This window comes from Rahnella sp. CG8, from assembly GCF_023701875.1.
Lineage (GTDB): Bacteria > Pseudomonadota > Gammaproteobacteria > Enterobacterales > Enterobacteriaceae > Rahnella > Rahnella aceris.
Genome location: NZ_JABAED010000005.1, coordinates 54852 through 76253, shown reverse-complemented (window position 1 = coordinate 76253; position 21402 = coordinate 54852). Strand labels below are relative to the sequence as shown.

17 protein-coding genes are annotated in these 21402 nt (G+C 55.8%); 2 read left to right on the top strand and 15 right to left on the bottom strand.

Annotated features, from left to right (window positions below; genetic code table 11):
* Positions 1–14: 14 nt before the first annotated feature.
* Together HGO41_RS06515 and HGO41_RS06510 are read left to right on the top strand one after the other, a co-directional pair.
* Positions 15–1238 carry a M20 family metallopeptidase gene (locus HGO41_RS06515; RefSeq protein WP_013575723.1) on the top strand — a complete coding sequence of 408 codons (1224 nt, stop codon included), beginning with the start codon at positions 15–17 and terminating at the stop codon, positions 1236–1238.
* Positions 1239–1255: 17 nt separating this feature from the next.
* Positions 1256–2371 (top strand): M24 family metallopeptidase, encoded by a 1116-nt coding sequence (locus tag HGO41_RS06510; protein WP_015690013.1) that lies wholly within the window; start codon positions 1256–1258, stop codon positions 2369–2371.
* A 620-nt stretch (positions 2372–2991) separates the two neighbouring features.
* Here HGO41_RS06510 and HGO41_RS06505 read toward each other — a convergent pair.
* The 15 genes from HGO41_RS06505 to HGO41_RS06435 all read right to left on the bottom strand — a co-directional run bounded on the left by HGO41_RS06505 (position 2992) and on the right by HGO41_RS06435 (position 21117).
* Positions 2992–4080 (bottom strand): iron-containing alcohol dehydrogenase family protein, encoded by a 1089-nt coding sequence (locus HGO41_RS06505; RefSeq protein WP_250980882.1) that lies wholly within the window; start codon positions 4078–4080, stop codon positions 2992–2994.
* 64 nt (positions 4081–4144) lie between these two features.
* Positions 4145–4999, bottom strand: a complete 855-nt coding sequence (locus HGO41_RS06500) for a MurR/RpiR family transcriptional regulator (protein ID WP_013575720.1) — start codon at positions 4997–4999, stop codon at positions 4145–4147.
* 2 nt (positions 5000–5001) lie between these two features.
* Entirely contained in the window at positions 5002–6321 is a 1320-nt protein-coding gene (locus tag HGO41_RS06495; protein ID WP_013575719.1) for an MFS transporter, read from the bottom strand.
* A 192-nt stretch (positions 6322–6513) separates the two neighbouring features.
* Positions 6514–6852: a hypothetical protein gene (locus tag HGO41_RS06490; RefSeq protein ID WP_013575718.1), complete on the bottom strand. Its 339-nt coding sequence runs from the start codon at positions 6850–6852 to the stop codon at positions 6514–6516.
* Between the two features lie 105 nt (positions 6853–6957).
* Entirely contained in the window at positions 6958–7722 is a 765-nt protein-coding gene (gene fhuF, locus HGO41_RS06485; RefSeq protein ID WP_013575717.1) for a siderophore-iron reductase FhuF, read from the bottom strand.
* Positions 7723–7854: 132 nt separating this feature from the next.
* Positions 7855–8769 (bottom strand): dihydrodipicolinate synthase family protein, encoded by a 915-nt coding sequence (locus HGO41_RS06480; protein ID WP_112152390.1) that lies wholly within the window; start codon positions 8767–8769, stop codon positions 7855–7857.
* 303 nt (positions 8770–9072) lie between these two features.
* Complete coding sequence (locus HGO41_RS06475) at positions 9073–10680, bottom strand: gamma-glutamyltransferase family protein (RefSeq protein WP_250980881.1); 1608 nt, start codon at positions 10678–10680, stop codon at positions 9073–9075.
* Between the two features lie 30 nt (positions 10681–10710).
* Positions 10711–11586 (bottom strand): ABC transporter permease, encoded by an 876-nt coding sequence (locus tag HGO41_RS06470; RefSeq protein WP_013575714.1) that lies wholly within the window; start codon positions 11584–11586, stop codon positions 10711–10713.
* Position 11587: 1 nt separating this feature from the next.
* The gene (locus HGO41_RS06465; protein WP_013575713.1) at positions 11588–12532 is read right to left on the bottom strand and encodes an ABC transporter permease; all 945 of its coding nucleotides are present in this window, start codon (positions 12530–12532) and stop codon (positions 11588–11590) included.
* A 17-nt stretch (positions 12533–12549) separates the two neighbouring features.
* Complete coding sequence (locus tag HGO41_RS06460; RefSeq protein WP_250980880.1) at positions 12550–14067, bottom strand: ABC transporter substrate-binding protein; 1518 nt, start codon at positions 14065–14067, stop codon at positions 12550–12552.
* On the bottom strand, positions 14064–15179 hold the full coding sequence (locus tag HGO41_RS06455; protein WP_013575711.1) for an ABC transporter ATP-binding protein: 1116 nt from the start codon (positions 15177–15179) through the stop codon (positions 14064–14066). The genes HGO41_RS06460 and HGO41_RS06455 overlap by 4 nt, the downstream gene beginning before the upstream one ends.
* Complete coding sequence (locus HGO41_RS06450) at positions 15176–16198, bottom strand: ABC transporter ATP-binding protein (RefSeq protein WP_250980879.1); 1023 nt, start codon at positions 16196–16198, stop codon at positions 15176–15178. The genes HGO41_RS06455 and HGO41_RS06450 overlap by 4 nt, the downstream gene beginning before the upstream one ends.
* Complete coding sequence (locus HGO41_RS06445) at positions 16191–16925, bottom strand: FadR/GntR family transcriptional regulator (protein ID WP_013575709.1); 735 nt, start codon at positions 16923–16925, stop codon at positions 16191–16193. Before HGO41_RS06445 ends, HGO41_RS06450 begins: the two co-directional genes overlap by 8 nt.
* Before the next feature lie 654 nt (positions 16926–17579).
* A complete protein-coding gene (locus tag HGO41_RS06440) occupies positions 17580–19664 on the bottom strand; it encodes a putative bifunctional diguanylate cyclase/phosphodiesterase (RefSeq protein WP_013575708.1) in 2085 nt (694 codons plus the stop codon).
* A gap of 424 nt (positions 19665–20088) precedes the next feature.
* Positions 20089–21117 (bottom strand): LacI family DNA-binding transcriptional regulator, encoded by a 1029-nt coding sequence (locus tag HGO41_RS06435; RefSeq protein WP_250980878.1) that lies wholly within the window; start codon positions 21115–21117, stop codon positions 20089–20091.
* Positions 21118–21402 lie beyond the last annotated feature (285 nt).

Below are 21402 nucleotides of genomic sequence, written 5' to 3'. Positions count from 1 at the left end.
TGAAAGGGTTACACATGAATTCTCAACAATTACTGGCCGCAGTTGATGATGACTATTGCCTGAATTTTCTGGCGCGGATGGTGCAGCACAAAAGTTACAGCCAGACAGACGGCGAGCGCAAACTGGCAGAATATATGGCCAGCCAGATGCAGATGCTCGGGCTGGAAACGCAACTGCAACCGGTGCCGGGCGAGCGTCTGAACGCTATCGGCACGCTTCGCGGAGAGGGCGGCGGCCACAGTTTGCTGTTCAACGGTCATCTCGATACCAACCCGGTGACCGAAGGCTGGACGGTCGACCCGTGGGAAGGAAAAATCGATGATGAATTCATTTACGGCATCGGTGTTTCCAACATGAAAGCAGGTGACGCGGCCTATTTCTGTGCGCTGAAAACGCTGATCGACAACGGTGTGAAACTTAAAGGCGACGTTATCCTGACGTATGTGGTCGGTGAATTGCAGGGCGGAATCGGCACCATTGCGGCCATCGAACAGGGCATCAAAGCCGATTATTTTATCAACTCAGAACCGACCGATGTGCAGGCGATGACCATGCATGCCGGGTCGCTGATGTTCACCATCGAACTGACCGGCGATACGCGCCATCTTTCGAAGCGCGAAGAAGCGGTCGATGCGATTCAGGCGGCCATCAGGTTAATCCCGCAAATCAATAACATCACTTTTACCGGCGCGGAAACGGACGATCACCGCAAAATTAACCGTGGCCATATCGGCACCATCCACGGCGCGCTGGGACGTGATTTAGAGGAATGGCGTCCGCCACAGGTCGCTGACTTCGTGCGCCTCAGCGGATCTGCGCGTTTTGCGCCGGGGCAAACGGTTGATACCGTGCTGGCCGATTTACAGGCGCTGCTCGATGACCTGTGCAGCGAATTTCCCGGCTTGCAGGCAGAACTGTTTGATGACGGTAAACGCCATCGCCCGACCATGCTGCCGTTCGAAGTATCGCCGGAATCGCCCATCGTTAAAGCGGTGAACCGTGCCTATCAGACGGTACGCGGTGAACAACAGCCCACCGGCGTTATTACGCCACCGGCTTTTTATGGCACTGATGCCGCGCATTTCTACCAGATGCTGGGCATGGAAGGCGTGGTCTGCGGGCCGGGTGGCAAGTTCAACACCATGCCGGACGAGCGTGTTCACATTAAAGATTTCCTCGATACCGTGCGGGTTTACCTGCTGGCAATCCTCGAAATCTGTCAGCCGGTTGAAGCCTGATTGAAGAGGGGCAACAGATGTCGATGGCTGTGAATCTGGCGGCATTGAGCCGCCTGCGTGACGCCATGCGCATGGCGGATGCCGACGTTATGCTGGTCGACAGCGGTGAACTGCTGGCGTGGCTGACCGGTTTTACCGTATCGGAAACGATGTACCGCGCCTGTCTGGTGCCGCTGAGCGGCGAGCCGTGGATGGTGCTGCGCAAGCTTGATGAAGCGCCGTGTCGTCAGTTGAGCTGGCTGCGTGACATTGTCACTTATGATGACGCTGAGAACCCCTGGAAGTGTGTGGCGCAAAGCCTGATTTCACGCGGTTATCGCGACTGCCGTCTTGGCGCAGACACCCGTTCTTACGGCATGACGGCAGATACCTGGCAGCAGCTTTCCGAACATTTACCCGAAGCCGTCTGGCGGCCTGTGCCGGGTGTCAGCGACAGTCTGCGGCAGGTGAAATTTCCTTATGAGCTGGACATCCTTCAGCAGGCGGCGCATATCGCGGATACCGCGTTTCTGACGCTGAAAGAGCAGGTGAACGCGGGCTGGCGTGTGCGGGACGTTGCCGCGCTGGCGGCACAGATTTTTCTTTCTGAAGGTGCTGATACCGGTGAAACCGGTCCGGTTGTCCGTTCCGCCGGAGACAGCGGTTTTCTGCATGCGCAGACGCATGAGGATATTATCCAGAACGGCGACATTCTGCATGTGGAACTGATCCCCAAGGTAAAACACTACAGCGCCCGCCTGATGCGCCCGTTTATCCCCGGCGGAATCAGTCCGGAGCAACACCACATCGCCCGCCAGCTTATCGCCCTGCAGGATGCGCAGATCGCCGCCATGAAACCGGGCGCGAAAGCCCGTGACGTCGATGCGATTTTACGCAACGCCGTGCTCGCCGCCGGGTTACGCGCTGATTACGGTAACGTCACCGGTTACGCGCTCGGGCTTTACACCCGTACGCCACGCCCGAGTGATTTTTCGCATTGCTTTACGCCAGCAGCAGACTGGAGGCTGGAGGAAAACATGGTGTTCCATATGTACACTTCGGCAGCCGGACTGGCGTTCAGCGAGACAGTCGTGGTGAGGCCGGAAGGCGGAATGAGGATGAGTCGTTTACCGAGGGAGGTGATTTTGATTTAAAAAGGGAGGGGGCGACCTAATTGCAAATTCAAGGTCAAGGTCGTGGGCTCGCCGCCCACACTGGCCCAGAGGACGCGTAAGCGCGCGCCCTCTGGACTCCCGCGCTTTTTCACTGCGCGCTCCGCTCGCTGACTATGTTTCATCAGCCGCAGTGATAGCCGCAAAATCCCGCCGCTGCGCGGTTCCCTCCCATCGGGTTACAACCCGCGCAAAAACATGCGCGGTTTTCCACCTCTCGTCCGGCGGTATTTTGGAACCGGCCTTAGGCTCTTAATTCACAACCTGACTGATGTTGAAATCTAAAAACTGTCTGCCTTTGAATTTAAGATCGTGCGGGCGATTCAGAAATCTTGCTGAATGGAGCGGCCTGGAGACCCAAGGCTCCAGGACCGAGAGAAGGTACCGCGCAGCGGCAAGATTTCCAGCCGGTCTCCGTGGTAACTGAAACATAGTGTCTAGCGATAGCGCGCAGTTAAAAAAACGCAGGATTCCAAAGGGTTTCGTTTAAAACCCTTTGGGCCAGTGTGGGCGGCGAGCCCACGACCTTGACCTTAAGGCCAGTTTGGGTGGCACCCCAAGGTGTTGACCTGAAGGCCAGTTTGCACAGCATGCGCAAAAAACTAATTAATTTTTGCCCCAAGCCTCTCCACTCTTTCTACCGCACCCCTGACATCTTCAAAGGTAATATCCATTGGCATGTTCGCCATATCCGGCGTGCTCAGACTGCGGTCAATAATCACGGCCAGATCCTGCTCCGTCAGCCCTGTCGCGATATGCGCTAACTGTGTTGGTATGGCACTGTCGCGGGCCAGGGCGATGGCGGTCAGCAACTCATCGTCGCTGCGGTTTTCCAGTGCCAGCAGGCACAGGTTGCTGTAACCGACCAGTAAACCATGAGGGATATGTCGGGTTTTCGGGCAGGCGGTGAAACCTTCGTATAACGCATGGGAAGCGCCGGTGTGTGCGCCGTTGCTCATGACTGAGGTCAGTCCGGCGTAGAGGAAAATGGCATCGAGCACCTGTTCGAGGGCGTTGTTGGCTTTGCCGTCATGCACCGCAAAACAGGCGTCGGCGGCGAAATGTTCGATCAGGGTGTAACACAATTCACTGTTGGTTCTGGCGACACCTGCCAGGCCGGTAAGCTGATTCAGGTCGCTGATGGCACGATATTCATACCATTTTGCCAGCGTATCGCCGATGCCCGCTGAGAGCCATTGCAGCGGGGCGGTGGCCAGTAAATCAGCGTCGATCACCACCGCAGCGGGGCCACAGGGTAACGGCATCATGTCACGGAATTCACCATCCTGATGATAACGGAACGCCAGCGAGGTCACCGCCGAACAGGTGCCCGCAATGCTCGGCAGTGTCACCACCGGAATATTGCACGCCACGCCTGCCGCTTTGGCGGTATCCAGCGCTTTTCCGCCACCGGTGGCGATAATCACTTCCACCCCTTGCGTGCGGAACACGTCTGCCAGCCGGTTGATTTCCTCCTGACAACACACGCCGTTGAAGATTTCACTGCCAAGATAGCTGACCATCTGCTGCTCGAGCTGATCCGCGACTTTCTCCTCGACGCTGGCAATGGCGCGTTTACCGCCCACTAACATTGCCCGCTGGCCTAAGCGTCCGCACATCGCGCCCAGATGCTTAATGGCGCCGCGCCCGCGCAGTACGCTGGCAGGAAATACCAAACGATGGGTGAACATGCATGCCCTCATAAACTCAGGTGTTTTATGAAGTATAGAAGGCGCGCAGCAGAGCGTAAGAATATCAGCGGCGGCGCTGACGCACGACGTCGTGGGTTTTGCGCAAGGCGTCGCGCGCACCCGGCAGACGCTGCGCGACACCGATAAACAGACAGTCGATGATCAACAACTGGCTGGTCCGGCTGGCCATCGCCGCGGCACGAAAACCCATTTCGCGGCTGCTGGTTCGTAACACGATATCGGCCTTGCGGGCGAGGGCGGCACGGCCATTGGCGGTGATCGCCAGCGTTGTTGCCCCCGCGGCTTTAGCCTGTGTAAGCGCTTCAATGACATCTGCCGTCTGGCCGGAGTGGGAAATCGCCAGCGCGGCATCTGCATTCGTTAACTGACAGGCGCTCACCAGACTTTCGTCTGTGCTGCCAAAAGTCTGGGCGACAACGCCGATGCGCCGCAGTTTCTGGCAGAAGTCCTGAGCAACCAGCGCTGAGGCACCGGTGCCGTAAATATCAATCCGGCGTGCCTGTGAAAGGATGCTGACCGCCTGTTCCAGCGTTGCTGCGCTGAGGAGCTGCGTGGTCTCGGTCGCGCCTTTGACCTCGAATTCCAGCAGCTTTTGCAGGATCTGTTTGGGCGAATCATTGTCGCCGATATCCGCCGCCAGGGGCATCTCGATGGGCATCGGACTGGAGGTTTCTGCGGCCAACGCCAGCCGCAGCGCCGGATAGCCGGTAAACCCCAGCCGTTTGCTGGTGCGTACCACCGTGGCGGTGCTGGTTTCAGCGTATTTTGCCAGTTCCGTCACGCCCATTTTCGCCACACCCAGCGGATTGAGCCTGATAATGGTGATGATGCGTTTTTCCGCCGGAGAAAAACTGCCCTGTAATGCGTTCAGACGTGACTGCAGGTCACTGCCATTCATGCTTATTCCTCCAGTTCACGTAAATGATCGTCTTTTCGTAACGTCATCAGCGCAAACAGGCTGACCACGCAGGTGGCGACCACGTAATACGCCGGAATATCCAGATTGCCGGTCTCTTTAATCAGACCGGTTATGATCAAACCGGCACAGCCGGAGAACACGGCGTTCGACAATGAATAGGATAATCCCAGACCGGTATAACGCACGCGGGTCGGGAACATTTCCGCCAGCATCGCCGGGCCGGGACCGGCAATCATGCCAATTGTTGCCCCGGCAATCAGCACTGCAATGCCTTTCACCAGCAGACTGCTTTCAGGGTTTTGCAGCAAATGCAGCAACGGAAAACTCAGCACGATGACGGCAAATACGGCAATCATCATGACCTTTTTACGGCCGATTTTATCGCTCAGCCAGCCGGAAGGCAGAATAGCCAGCGCGAAACCGACGTTCGCCAGCACGGTGGCCACCAGTGCCTGTAAAAACGTGGCGTGCAGGGAGGTTTGCAGATAAGACGGCATCACCACCAGGAAGGTATAACCGCCCGCCGACCAGCCCATCATGCGGCCAATCCCCAGCGCAATAGCTTTGGCGGTGGCGACAGCAGAGGCTTTTTCAGCGGCTGTTTTTTGCGCTTTCGGTTCGGCCTTTTTACTGGCAACAAAGTTGGGTGTTTCATCGAGTTTCAGGCGCAGATACAACGCCACCAGCCCCATCGGCAGCGCCAGCAGGAACGGAATACGCCATCCCCAGTCTTTCATTTGTGCTTCGGGAAGGGTCTGAACCAGCAACGCGACCAGCGCCACGCCGGTCAGCAAACCCAGCGAAACGGTAAACGACTGCCACGCGCCGTAAATACCGCGTTTGCCTTTCGGTGCGAATTCGGTCATCAGGGAGACCGCGCCACCGAATTCACCACCCGCAAACAAGCCCTGGAACATGCGCATCAGTGTCAGTAACAGCGGCGCGGCTACACCAATCTGCGCATACGTCGGCAGTAAACCAATGATCGCTGTGGCGAGTGTCATCAGCAGAACGACGGCGATCAGTGTCGGCTTGCGGCCAATGCGGTCGCCGATGCGACCAAAAATGATCGCACCAATGGGACGACAGAAAAACGCCAGCGCGAACGACGCATACGTCAGAAGTAACCCGGTCAGGCCGGTCTGGCCTTCCAGCGTGAAAAAGTTACCGGCGATCAGCGTCGCCAGATAACCGTAAACGCCGAATTCATACCATTCGATAAAATTACCGACCGAACCGGCGACGAGCGCGCGGCGTGACTGGCTGGCGGTAGCAGGGGAAATCTGTCCGGTGCGGGTCATCATTAACCTCTTCAGGAAAAGAACATTGTTATAAGAATAGGATGTAAATAATTTTCTAAATTCTGGTGATTATTATGTCAATAATTTTCATGTATTGAACAAAATTAAAGCGGGAAGTGTGGGGTCAGGCAGGTTTTTTGGCATAAAAAAGGCTGCGCCTCGAAAGGAGCAGCCTGTTTAAAAGCGGGGCAGTTACAGCGTGTGGATGTCGATACCGTCGCCGATATTGCTTTTCTGGTAGTAAGCCCGCGGGACTTCTACCTGATACTGTTTGTCAGCGTAAGCGACTTCCAGAATAAAACGTTCGTTTTCGTAAGATTCCACCGGAATAAACCCGAAGAATCCTTCCGTGACGCTGATCGTCCGGGAAGACGGAATAGCGTAACGATGAACAATCCTTGCTCTGAGCGGTTCTTGCTTGCCAGTTAACGTATTCCATACGCGGTTAACGGGTTGCGCCAGAGAATCAATCACCTCTGAGGCCAGCGAGTTAAGAGCGGAGGGCCAGCTCTTCGGTGTTTTCATAGTCATGATAAATACCTCGTTGGTCTATATAACCCAATTCTTATAATTATCCGCGGCTAAGATCCAATCATTTTTTACGCTAAGTTTATTCAGGTTTTGTAAGTGTTTGATTTATCCGGCGACGGTTTTGCGTCTTTTGCCGGATTTACGTTCTGCTAGCAATAACGGGCAGGAAGGGCACATGGCGTGATCGGCCAGATCGTAGCGCAGACAGCATTGCTTGCGGTATTGCGGACTGTCGGGGTCTGAGGGATCTTCCGCGCGCAGCGGCTGAAATAACGGGTTTTTGCCGCCATAACGCAGCTCGCGCGATTCCATCAGCCGCATACCGTCCGAGATATCGGCATTGACCAGCTCTGCCTGTTTGACGCCCCAGCCGACGCGGATTGCCGCGTTGCTCCAGTAAATGCCCGGCTTTAAACCGGAGAATTCTGCCAGCGCTTCGCAAACCGGACGCAATTGCTGTTCGATCATCACATCGAAACGCGCCATCGGTTCAGCGGATGTCAGCGCTTCGCCTTCGCCGTCGAGATAGATTTGCGCAGGTAAGCCTTCTTCCTGCATGCACAGATAGACATTTTCAGCGGCGATAGGCAGTTGCCAGCCGTGACGCAGGGAGACGATCACCCAGCTCGGCAGCAGGGTGGCGAAATACCATTGTGACCACATCGAGATCCGCGCACGGCGTGTGTCGCACTTTGCGGCATCGGCGGCATTGGCATCCAGATAGCGTTTGAGCACGCTGGCGCAACCTTCGGCAGTGGTCAGCAGTGACATCGGCACCGCATTGGTCACCAGCGGTGTCATCGGTTTGAAAGTCTCTGCAACCCAGCTGACCGGCGTTTCGCGGAAACTGTCGAGGAGTGTTTGCATCATCAGGTTATGAAAGTCATTCGGCTTGGTAAATCATGGGAATAGAGTAACGAATATTAAAGCGGAATAGTAATGATTTCGATTTAGATTGAGGGTTTTTGCCTCCCGCAGTGAAGGGGAGGCGCAGAGGAAGCGTTAGCCGACGACACTGACGCCAGCCTGTTTCAAAATCTCACGCACAACCTTTTGTTTGTCATTGCTCAGCGGCAGCGCCGGTTTGAGTGAATACACCGGCATTTCACTGATGACTTGTGAAATGGCGTATTTGATGACGTTGTAGATCGGCGTATCCAGCGTGTAGAGCGGAGGCAGGAAGGATAACCGTTGTTGCAGTTCTACTGCAGTGGCGAAATCTTTCTCTTTAAAGGCGCGATAAATTCCACAGGTGAGTTGCGGGGCGAAGTTGGCGCTGGCTGGGATCGCGCCGTCGCCGCCGAGGATCAGCGTGCCGAACAGATATTCGTCATACCCGGAGAACACGGCGAAATCAGGGCGCTCAGGTTTCACGGCCTGTATCGTTTCGCGAATGTGATTGAGGCTGTCCACGGTATCTTTCAGGCCGACAATGTTCGGGCATTCCAGCGCCAGACGTTTGATCAGGCTGACGGGCAACGGCTGACCCGTCAGTCCCGGATAGTTGTACATGATCACCGGCAAACCCGCGCCTTCAGCAATCGTGCGGTAATGCAGATACAGCGCTTCTTCGGTCACCGGATTGTAATAAGGATTCACCACCACCACGCCGTCCGCTCCGATACTTTTGGCGTGTTGCGCGAAGGCCAGCGTTTCTGCCGTACCCGGATGCGCTGCGCCGATCAAAACGGGCACGCGCCCGGCAACATGCCTGGTGCAAAACTCAGCCACTTCATGACGCAGCGCCTGAGACATATGCGCGAATTCCCCTGCGCTGCCGAGGAAAAACAGGCCGTTCACGCCGCCTTCAATCGTAAAATCAATCAGACGCGCCATCCCCTGACGGTCAAGCTGCTCATTCTCATTCAGGATCGTTGCGACAGGGGGGATCACGCCATGAAACAGTGGACGGCTCATACATTCGTTCTCCATATGAAAGTGGAAAGTACTCAACACCCCATTTATAGAACGCTGTTTCAAATTTTTATAGCGATGGGATCGAATTACATGGATTTAGCGAAGATTTGGAAGGGAAGTCACAAAGGCGGGGGTAACTCCCTCCCCTGCGAAGGGGAGGGTTGGGGTGGGGTATTAAGGTCAAAAACTGATGTTAAGGTTTGTTTAAACAGGGTGTTAGCCCTTAAAACCCCCTCCCGGCCTCCCCCTTCGCAGGGGGAGGAGCAGGGCAAAACCCGCTCGCGGTGCAGAGTGAAACCCGACCTACATCACCAGTGCCTGACCATCTTTGCGGGATTCGGTGCCTGCCAGATAGCCGCCTGCCGGATTGGTGACAATCACCTGCGCGCCACCGAACGAATGGCCGCCGAGCGGGTCTTCGACGATCAGCTCATGACCCATTGCGCGCAGCGCTGCCAGCGTGTTGTGACTGAACGTCGATTCGATGGCCACCTGACGCCCGCCGTTGATCCGCCAGCGCGGCGCATCGATGGCGGCCTGCGGATTTTGTTTATACAGCATCACGCGCAACGCCAGTTGCAGATGTCCCTGCGCCTGCATCGGCCCCCCCATCAGGCCGAACGACATCAGCGGTTTGCCTTCGGCGTCCTGTGCAAAGGCGGGAATGATCGTATGTAGCGTGCGCTTGTTTGGTGCGACACAGTTGGCGTGCGCCGTGTCGAGCGTAAATCCGCAGCCACGGTTTTGCATACTCAGACCGGTACCAGGCACCACGACGCCGGAACCGAAGCCCATGTAGTTCGACTGAATGAAAGAGACCATCATGCCGCTGGAATCTGCCGTCGTCAGATAAACGGTGCCGCCCGGACGCGGTGCGCCGTAAGTCACGTCGCTGGCTTTGCTGCGGTCAATGAGTTTTGCCCGCTCTGCCAGATAATCATCGTTCAGGAACAGTTGCGGATCGAAGAACATATGGTCGCTGTCGGTGACGTGCTGGTCCAGATCCGCCAGTGCCAGTTTCATCGCTTCAATACACAAATGCGTGGTTTCCACCGAATCCACCGGCTGGCTGCCGATATTCAGCTTGTCGAGAATGCCCAGTGCAATCAGCGTGGCGATGCCCTGACCGTTCGGCGGCAACTCATGAACCGAGCCACCGGCAAACGACTGCTGCAGGGTTTCCACCCAGTCGGCCTGGTGATTCGCCAGGTCGTCCAGCGTCATTGCGCCGCCGTGGGCCTGACTGTGCGCCACTATTTTTTCCGCCAGTTCGCCGCGATAAAATGCTTCGCCTTCGGTTCTGGCGATCAGTTCAAGTGAGTCAGCCAGTGCCGGATTACGGAAGATTTCACCGATTTTCGGCGCACGACCTTCGGGCGCGAAACACTCCATGAAGCCCGGCTGGTTATGCAGTTTTTTCACCGCGATTTCCCACAGGCGGCCAATCAGCGGCGATACCGGAAAACCGTTACGGGCATAATCAATCGCCGGTTGTGCCAGCGTGGTCAGCGGCAGGGTACCGAAGCGTTTTGCCAGCGCCACCCAGCCGGAGACTGCACCCGGCACGGTAACCGCATCCCAGCCGTAGGTCGGTACGGCATCTAACCCTTTGTCCGCGAAATACTCCGGCGTCCACGCTGCCGGTGAACGGCCTGAAGCGTTGAGTCCGTGGGCTTTTTTGCCGTCCCAGACGATCGCGAATGCGTCACTGCCTGCGCCGTTGCCGCTCGGCTCAAGGACGGTGAGTGCGATGGCAGTGGCGATAGCGGCATCGGCAGCATTACCGCCCAACATCAGCATTTTCATGCCTGCCTGAGCCGCCAGCGGCTGCGAGGCACAGACCGCATTGGCACCCATCATGGTCGGACGCAGGGTCGGATAAGCCACATTAAAATCGTAATTCTCAGACATGTATTCTTCCTTAAAAAAGCTGCAAACGGTTTATTCAGAACGCGGGTCGAGCGCATCACGCAGCCCGTCACCCAGCAAATTGAAACCCTGTACGGTGAGGAAAATCGCCAGACCGGGGAAAATTGACATCCACGGCGACTGCTCAAGGAAGCTGCGCGCGGTGTTAAGCATCGCGCCCCACGAGGCGTCCGGCGGTTGCTGGCCGAGGCCGAGAAACGACAGGCTGGCTTCGGTGATAATCGCTGAAGCAATCGCCAGGGTCGCCTGCACCAGAATGGGCGACAGCACATTCGGCAGCACATAACGCCAGAGGATCCAGCGGTCGGGCAGACCAATCGCCCGCGCCCCTTCAATGTATTCCTCGTTGCGGATACTCATCACCTGCGCACGCGTCAGGCGGGCGAAAATGGGCATGGCGGAAAGCCCGATGGCGATCATTGCATTACCCAGACTTGGGCCGAGAAAAGCACCCAGCGCAATCGCCAGCACCAGAAACGGACATGACAGCAACGCTTCGACCACGCGGGAGATAATGCTGTCCATCCAGCCCTGCCAGAAACCGGCGATAAGCCCCAGCGGAACGCCGATCACAATGGCGATAATTACCGACACGCAACCGGCCATCAGCGAGGTACGTGCCCCCCAGAACAGGCGCGATAAAATGTCGCGGCCCAGTTCATCGGTGCCCAGCCAGTGCAGGGCGGAAGGCGCTTTGCGTACCGCCATGAAATCGGCTTTGATCGGATCAAACGGCGAAATCCACGGAGCGAGCAACGCCAGCAAGGCGAAGGTGATGACCAGCACTGCGCCAGTCACTGCGCTTTTATTGCGCAGAAATTTGCTGAGTACGCGGTTTGGCTCGCGGGCAGGGAGTGACGTTGTCACGGAAATCACAGAAACGCTCATCTCAGGCTCTCCGCATGCGTGGGTTGACCAGAACGTACAGCACGTCGGCCAGCAGGTTCATCAGCAGAAAACCGACGGCGACCACCATCACCACGCCCTGAACCACGGCGTAATCGCGGTTAAACACCGAGTCGACAATCATTTTGCCGAAGCCCGGAATGGTGAACACCTGTTCGCTGAGCACCGCGCCGCCCAGCAGTTCGCCGAACAGCAAGGTGGTGAGCGTGATGATCGGCACCAGCGCATTGCGCAGCGCGTGTTTCATGATCACCTTTTTCGGCAGCAACCCTTTGGCGCGGGCGGTGCGGATGTAATCGGCTTTCAGCACCGCAATCATCGCCGCACGGGTATGGCGCATCAGCGTGGCAGAAAGGCCGGTACCGAGCACCGCCGCAGGCAGCAGCATGGTTTTCAGGTTTTGCAGCGGATCTTCTGAAAACGGCACGTAACCTGACGCAGGAAGCCAGTGGAGTTTCACGGAGAACAACATAATCAGCAGCACACCCAGCCAGAAATGGGGGATCGAAATCCCCGACAGCGCCAGAAAATTGGTGCCGTTATCTATCCAGGTGCCTTTGTTCACCGCCGCCAGCACGCCCATGGTGATGCCGATAATCAGCGCCACAATCATCGCCAGCAGCGACAGTTCCAGCGTCACCGGCAGTTTGCTGGCGATCAGTTGTAATACCGGTTCCTGCGTGCGCAGCGACGTACCGAAATCGCCGCGCAGCGCGTTGCCGACCCAGTGGAAATACTGGCTGGGGATCGGGTCATTCAGATGATATTGCTCGCGTAACTGCGCAATCACTGCCGGATCCCGCTCCTCGCCCGCCATCGCGGTGATCGGGTCGCCCGGCAGTAATTTCTGCAACGAGAACACCATCAGCGTGACCAGAAACAACGTCGGTATGGCTGAAATCAGCCGTTTCACCACCAGTTCTAACATTGTCTTTCCTCAGGCAATTACTTGTTCAGCGCCAGACCCTGCAGCCGGATCAGCCCGTCGGCGTAAGGTACGAAACCGGTCACTTTTTTACTCATGCCGAAAATGCGCGGTTCGAAGTACAGATACACCAGCGGATCGTCGAGGTTTTCCTGCACCACAATCTGCTTGTAGAGGGCTTTACGCTTCTCCACATCGCTGGTCAGACGCGCTTCCTGCAACCACTGATCGACCTGCGGATTGCTGTATTTGCCGTCGTTCAGGCCGCCTTTGGTATTGAGGAACGAGAAGATATTGCCGTCCGGATCCGGGCGCCCTGACCAGCCGGACATGCTCATTTTGAATTCGCCGCGTTGCTGGCGATCGAGCAGCGTGGCGTATTCGGTCATTTGCAGATTCAGGTTGATGCCCGCTTCGCTGACCATCGCCTGCAATACCTGCGCAACCTGCTGTGACGTCGGGTTATTGGCGACCAGGAAATCAATGGTCATCGGTGTTTTCACCCCGGCGGCGGCCAGCAGCGCTTTGGCTTTCCCGATGTCACGTTTTGGCACCGGAATGTCGGCGTGATACGGGCTGGCAGGAGAGAACGCCTGATTCGCCGGAGTATATTGCCCCTGGAATACCACCTGATTCAGGGCGTCACGGTCAATCGCCAGCGACAGCGCCTGACGCACGCGGGCATCTTTCGCCAGCGGCGTATCGGTATTGGCGGTGCCGTTGGCGATATTGATCGTCAGCCCCATGTAACCGAGGCCGGTGGTACTGGCCAGTTGCAGATTACTGTCGGCTTTCACCGTTGCGGTGTCGCTGGCGGCAATGCCTTCGGTGATGTCTAAATCGCCCGCACGCAGGTTGGCAAGGCGAACCGACGCATCCGGAATAGGCAGGAACACCACTTTATCGAAGTGATACGCGCCTTTGTTCCAGTAATTTTCAAAACGCTTAAGCACGATGCGGTCCTGCTGCACGCGGCTGACAAACTCGTACGGGCCGGAACAGACCGGATGCGCCGCCACATTGCCTTTGGCCGTCGCTTCCGGCGCCATCATGGTGCCCGCGCGGTCAGTCAGTTGCATCAGCAACGCGGCATCTGCGGTTTTCAGATGGAAAACCACGGTGTACGGCGCGGTGACTTCCACGGATTCAATGGAAGAGAGCTCACTTTTGCGCAAAGAACCCGGCAGCGTCAGGTAACGTTCGATATTGTATTTCACCGACTGCGCATCAAATTTCTCGCCATCATGGAAGGTCACGCCTTCGCGCAGATGGAGGGTCAGCGTTTTGCCGTCGTCGCTGTATACCCAGTCTTTCGCCAGACCCGGCACGATTTTAAGATGCTGATCGACATCCACCAGACGTTCACACATGGCGCTGAACACGAAACGCCCGTAATAGGTGCGCGCCGTGGCCGGATCCAGCATGTCAGGATCGCTGCCAAGGCCGATGCGCAGGGTGCTTTCCGCATGGGCGAGGCCCGCAGACGTCAGCAACATTAAGGCGGGAATGCAGGCAGTTAAGCGGGGTGCAAATCTCATGGTCGGGTTCCCTGGGTTGAGGTTGGAGTGGAAAGTGAAAGCCGGGACTGGCTCGCTTGCTCAAACAGCGCACGCCGTAAGGTAAAAGCGGCGGACGGCGGCGGAACCAGCACCGAGGTGCGGTCCCGTTGCAGTTCGCTCCAGCGGTGGCAGGCCACCATGCGGTTGTCACTGACGGTTTCGAGTGGCGGTTCCACCAGACGACATTCGTCGGTGGCGTACGCGCAGCGGGTATGGAAACGGCAGCCGGTGGGCATATTGGCCGGATTGGGCATATCACCCTGCAACAGGGGCACCGGGCGTTTAACGCCGGGTGTGAGCAGCGGCGCGGAGGCAATCAGCGCCTGGGTATACGGATGCAGCGGCTGATCAAAAATGTCATCGGTGCGGGCCAGTTCCACGATTTGCCCGAGGTACATCACCGCCACACGGTCGCTCATATGGCGGATCACCGCCAGACCGTGCGCGACCACAATCATCGTCAGGCCAAACTGTTGTTTCAGGCTTTCCAGCAGATTCACCACCTGCGCCTGCACTGACACATCCAGCGCCGACACCGGTTCATCCCCCAGCAGCAGTTTCGGCGAGGACGCCAGTGCGCGGGCGATACCGATGCGCTGGCGCTGACCGCCGGAAAACTCATGCGGATAGCGGTTGCTGAATGCGGCGGGCAGGCCGACCGTGGTCAGCAGTTCGCGCACTTTTTCCTGTCTGTCTGCTTTACCACTGACAATGTTGTGCAGCCACAGCGGTTCGCCGACGATTTCTTCCACGGTCATGCGCGGGTTGAGTGAGGCAAACGGATCCTGAAAGATGATTTGCAGGTCGCGGCGCAGCTTTTTCATCTGTTCAGCCGAAAACTGTTTCAGGTTTTCGCCTTCATAAAACACGTCGCCGTCGGAGGCGCTGAGCAACTGCAATAACAGGCGCCCCAGGGTTGACTTCCCTGAGCCGGATTCGCCGACAATCGCCAGCGTTTCGCCATGCCAGACGCGCAAAGACACACGATCTACCGCCTGCACGATTTTCGGTTTGCTGAATAGTGACGATGGCCCTTTAAAAACTTTGCTCAGCGCGGCGGCTTCCAGAATGGGGCGGGGAGTGAGGCTCATGCGCAGGCTCCTTCGGCGGACAACACGAAATAGTTTTCCAGCGGCGCAAAGAAACAGGCGACGTGGTGCGGCGACTGATTCAGGGCGCGCAATGGCGGACGCTCCTGGTGGCAGCGTTCGGTGGCGAACGGGCAGCGTGTCGAGAAGCGGCAGCCCTGCGGCATGTCTTTCGGTAACGGCACGGCACCGGGAATGGTGGACAGTGCGCCCTGACGCGGAGCCAGCGACGGCATCGACCCCATCAGCCCGATGGTGTAAGGATGCTGCGGATTAGTGAAAATATCGGTCACCAGACCCTGTTCGACGATCTGCCCGGCGTACATCACCGCCACACTGTCGGCGACTTCCGCCACCACACCCAGGTCGTGGGTGATCAGCAACAATGCGCTGCCGGTTTCCTGCTGAATACGGTTGAGCAGGGCGAGGATTTGCGCCTGAATGGTGACGTCCAGCGCGGTGGTCGGTTCGTCGGCAATCAGCAACTGCGGACGGTTGATCAGCGCCATGGCAATCATCACCCGCTGGCGCATACCGCCGGAAAGCTGGTGCGGATAAGCCTCCATCCGCAATTCAGGAGCGGGAATCTGCACCTTTTTCAGGATTTCCAGCGCCTGTTCGCGGGCCGGTTTTTTGCCGACACCCTGATGACGCATGACCGCTTCGGCAAGCTGATCGCCCAGTGTCAGCGCCGGATTGAGCAACGTCATTGGCTCCTGAAAAATCATCGCCAGTTCCTGACCGCGCAGGTCGGCGTACTGACGCTCAGACAGCCCGAGCAGCGAGGTATCATTGAGCCGGATATCGCCCTGCAACACTTTAGCGCTGGCGGGCAATAACCCCATCAGCGCCAGCGACGTCACGCTTTTGCCGCAACCAGATTCGCCCACCAGCGCCAGCGTTTTTCCGGCTTCCAGTTGTAAGGAAATACCGTCGAGCACGGTCGCGGGAGAACCGGAAAATTGCACCCTCAGGTCGTTAATGTGTAACAGCGGCCTGACGGGTCCGGCGGGGTCAGTCATCAGTAAAATCCTCGTCATCATCATGCAGGGTGGAAAGAAATGCCTGTTGCAGCGCCAGAAGGTGCTCGCGCATGACTTTCGCGGCTTCTTTCGGCTGGCGTGCGGCGATGTGTTCTACGATACGTTCATGGTGATCGTCGTAACGGTTCAGGCGCTCCTGATTGCGTGCCGCGTTGCGCACCGCCAGCCAGCTCGGGTCACGGCGGATGGCGTCGACGGCATCAAACAATCCGAGCAACAACCGGTTACCCGCGGCATCGGCAATAGCGCGGTGAAAGGCGCTGTCCCACAGCTCAATCTGATCCGGATCACCGCGCGACATCGTTTTCACTTTGTCCAGTAAACGGCGCATCAGCTGGATTTGTTCCGGCGTAGCGCGCAGTGCGGCGTATTTCGCCAGCCCCGGTTCGATTTGCAGACGGGCTTCCATCACTTCCTGCAAGTTGGATTGTTTCGGTAACGCCTGCAGGCTCAGCGGCTGGGCAGGGCCATTGGGCCCGATAAACGTGCCTTTCCCCTGCTTGCGCCACACGCGACCTTCTTCTTCCAGCACATCCAGCGCCCGGCGGATTTCACGGCGGCCGACATCAAACATTTGCATCAGATCACGCTCCGCAGGCAGTGGCTGCGTCTGATCCGGATGCTGTTGTATCAGCTGGCGTAGCTGTTCCAGCGCTGAATTCGAAGTGCCGTTAGAAGGGGGTAGCGCCCCGGAGTGCGTTGTCATATGTCAGTTTCCCGCTGGGAATTAAATCGTTAATCAGTCCTTTGCATTTTCTGAACCAATTTTGTAATGGTTCGTGAAAAAGTTTTGCAAACAGGAGAATTTGTTTTTAATTTCAAAAGACTAAAATTTACGCACTTTAGTCAGGGGATCGTTTTAATTTTTTATAAGATATTGATATTCATCTTATATGCACAAGTGTAGTGCGTTAAATTAATGTTAACGGATCGTAATGGTGCGTGATTTTGCGGGATGAGAAGCCGATCAAATAAATGGAATAAGTTGGCTAATGGTTCGCTATTTCGTTGCTTTACCAAAGAAGGAAAGGGTCGGGCGGGGTATTAAGGAATAATTCGCAAGCCGGAGCGGACACGGGCAGTGGTTTCGTCTGCAAGTTTGTGAGTAATGGTGAAGTTTCCGCAGGGGAGCCAGAGAATTCAGTTCAGCTCCCTCCCCTGCGAAGGGGAGGGTTGGGGTGGGGTATTAATGCAAAATCAGATAGTTAAAGTGTACTTTGACCGGGTGTTAACCCTTAAAACCCCCTCCCAGCCTCCCCCTTCGCAGGGGGAGGAGCTAAAACAATCGTCAGAAATAACAGGCTTATATACCGCTGTTCCCCCGATCACTCCCGGCACAAACCGTGTTTAATACCTATCATCAGAGAGGTGCGAACCCGGTTAGTCGTGACTCTGAGGGTTGAGGGCGCCCGAAGAAATACCCCTGGAACAACGTACAACCTTCTTCTTTCAGACGCCGGAATTGCTCGTCGGTTTCCACACCTTCTGCCGTGGTCTGAATGTCCAGACTGCGGCTCATGCCGGTGATGGCACGGATAATTGCCAGCGCTTCGCGGCTGTCGTGCATGTCGTTAATGAATGACCGGTCTATTTTGATTTTGTCGAACGGGAAAGACCGCAGATAACTCAGCGACGAATACCCGGTGCCGAAATCGTCCAGCGCAATCCGCACACCCAGCGATTTCAGTTTCCGCAATGTGCTGATATTGCCAAGCGTGTTATCGAGCAATACCGATTCCGTGATTTCCACTTCCAGACGTGACGGATCCAGCCCTGAGGCTTCCAGCGCTGATTCCACCACCGACAGCAGCCCGCTGTTTTTGAACTGAATCGGTGAAAGGTTAACGGCAACCGTCTGACTGCCTTTCCAGCTTGCGGCTTCGCGGCAGGCTTCGTGCAACGCAAATGAGCCAAGACTGTGGATCAGCCCCGTTTCTTCGGCAATCGGAATGAAATCGACCGGCATGATCAGCCCGTTTTCCGGATGATGCCAGCGCATGAGCGCCTCGTAACCCATTACGGCATCGTGACGGGCATCGGTGATCGGCTGGTAGTAAAGACGCAACTGATTACAGGTAATGGCGTCGCGTAAGTCCATTTCGACCACCCGGCGTTTGCGCGCGGCGGCATCCATCTCAAGGCGGAAATCTTCATAACGGTTGCGGCCGTTACGTTTGGCTTCATACAGCGCCATGTCCGCACAACGCAGCAATTGATCGGGGGTGTTTTCCGTCGAACCGGCGAGCGCAATACCGATGCTCAGGCCGACGGATAACGAATGGCCATCGATAATGACTGGCGGACGTACTGATTCAATCAGGCGTTTGGAAATCTGGTGCGCGGCAGAAATGTCTTTCAGCCCCGGCAGCACCACGGCAAATTCGTCACCGCCGATGCGTGCCAGCGTGTCGTCATCGCGCAGCGTCATGCGCAGACGTTTGGCTATCGCGCGCAGCAGTTCGTCACCAACCTGGTGGCCGAGCGCGTCATTGACGTTCTTGAAGTTATCGAGATCCAGACACAGCGTGGCGGTGTGGCTGTGAGTATAGCTGTCGCGCTGCAAGGCTTCACTGAGACGCTGGCTGAACAGAATGCGGTTCGGCAGACTGGTGAGGTTGTCGTGATGCGCCATGTGGTGAATACGGGCGTGGGCGGCCTGTTGGTCCGTCACGTCATCAGCAATCATCATCACGTAGCTGGTCTGAGGATCGTGCCCGCGGATCACCGAACTGGTGGTCTGCAACGTCCGGTCGCCAATAGCCGTCAGTAATTGCTGCTCGCTGCGGTGCAGGCCTTCTGCGCGCAAACATTCATCCGATTGCTTATTAATAAAGGTGCTCAGTCCGATGCCCATACAATCCTGCGGGCGCTTACCGAGCATTTTGTCGCGGGGAATCCCCAGCAGACGCTCTGCCTGGCGGTTGACCAGCAGAATTTCGCGCGAGACGGCATTCTCGACAATCACCGAGGACGGGATATTGGCGATCACGGTATTGAGGAAATGTGACAGGGACGAGAGCTGCTCGCTGTTGGATTCGGCCAGTTCTTTGGCCTGCAACAGGGCCTTTTCCGTTTCACGACGCTCCGTGACATCACGGGTGATTTTGGCAAATCCGATGATTTCTCCGGCTTCGCGTAAGGCTTCAATAATAATGTGCGCCCAGAAACGCGAGCCGTCTTTGCGCTGTCGCCAGCCTTCGGATTCGTAACGGCCAGTGGAACGCGCCGTTTCCAGCCCGCGTTGCGGCCAGCCGTTTTGTCTGTCTTCTTCGGTGTAAAAACAGGAAAAGTGCTTACCGACAACTTCTTCAGGCGTATAACCTTTCGCCCGCTGCGCACCGGCATTCCAGTTCGCAATATGGCCATCGGGAGTCAGCATATAAATCGCATAGTCTTCTACGCGCTGAACCAGCAATCGATAAAGTACATCAGAATCTTCACTCATATTTTTTGCCTGATAGCTGGCCGTCTCTGCACGGGGTCCGTCCAAATCAGAGTCCGGCTAAATAGTGCGCCTGTTCCCGACGCATTTTTGCTGTGATGTGCCCGTGAAACGTTAGCATAAGAAAATTCTTACTTCGCCAAATTTTGCTTCTAACGTGCTTAAATTTAAGCGTATTTAGCAAAAAGATCGGCCTTAAGTGAAATCTGTTATTTGGGTTTTAACTAACGGGAATGTTATCGGCAGGTAAGTTCGGGGCTTTAATAAAAAGGCACATAATGTTCATGCGTTACAAGCAGTTAATCAGCATGTAAAAAAGCCGCAACAATGTGCGGCTGAGTCTTTGGCGCTTAAAGGCGCTCAGGATTGAAACAACAATCAGGATAAAGCTTAATCCGCTGTGTTTAACGGATAATTTAAACCGCGTTTAGGGAAAGCTGATGGAGGCGCAGGGTCCGTCAGTCACCGAATCCCGCAAAATAAGTTCAGACACAAACTTATTCTGTTGGGATAAATAACCGCCATCGAGCATGGAAATAATCTGACTGATGACTTCACTGACCATATCGCTGACCGGATCCTTTACACTCGACAGCGCCGGAATAAGAAACGGCGCGGTCGGGATATTATCAAACCCGATCACCGAAACCTGTGCGGGTACGGCAATACCGGTTTCGTTCAGTTTTTTCATCGCGCCGATCGCCATTTCATCGTTACTGGCCAGAATTGCGCTGAAAGTCTGACCGGTCATCAGCAGGGTTTCCACGGCGGCAGCGCCGCTGGCTGGCGACCATTTTCCCTGCGCAATCAGCGATTCCCTGACCGGCAATCCGGCTGCGGCGAGCGCCTCTTTATAACCCGAAAGACGTTCTATCGCCGTCGGGGAATCCAGGGAACCGGTGATAAACGCAATATTATGGTGACCGTGTTCAATCAGGGTCTGTGTGGCATTAAAACCGGAACCTTTGTGGTCGCAGTAAATACAATGGCTCTGATGTTTGCGCAATTTACGGTTAACCACCATCACCGGTTTTTTATATTTATCGATGATCTCATCCATTTCATCAACGGATAAAAAGCGCGGATAAATAATAATGCCGTCGCAGCGTAAATCATGCAGAAACTGAATGGCTTCCCGTTCTTCTTCGGCGCTGTGTTTGCCATCGACCAGGATCAACTGACGGCCATTGGCGTCGAGTTTTTTTGCCGCCTGAGAAATTAACTCACTGAAATAATTGCCGTTGTACAGCGTGTTGGTCACCACCAGGCCAATGCACATCGACTTGCTGGTCGCCAGATTGCGCGCCAGTAAATTTGGCCGGTATCCCGCTTCGTCAATGGCTTTAAATACCTGATCTTTGGTTTCCTGGCTCACATAACCTTTACCGGAAAGTACACGGGAAACGGTGGCTTTGGAGACGCCCGCTTTATTAGCCACTTCCTGCATTGTCGACATCAGGGCTTCCTGAAAGTGAAAAATGATGCGTCATTCTACACATTTCAGCCGTTTTACGATGTTTTTGGCATAACAGAACGACAGTGAGAGATCGTCATCACAAAAATAAAACAACGTTGCATTTTTTTATTGAAGTTACAGAGGGAACTGCACATTCTCGTATGAAACCGGTTACCTATCGTTTCACAGCCTTTCATAAAAAAAGCATAACGTTCATAAAAAGTGGTTTCACAGGAGCCAGGGCTTCTGAAAAACATTCATAACCCTATGAATCTGAGAGAGTTG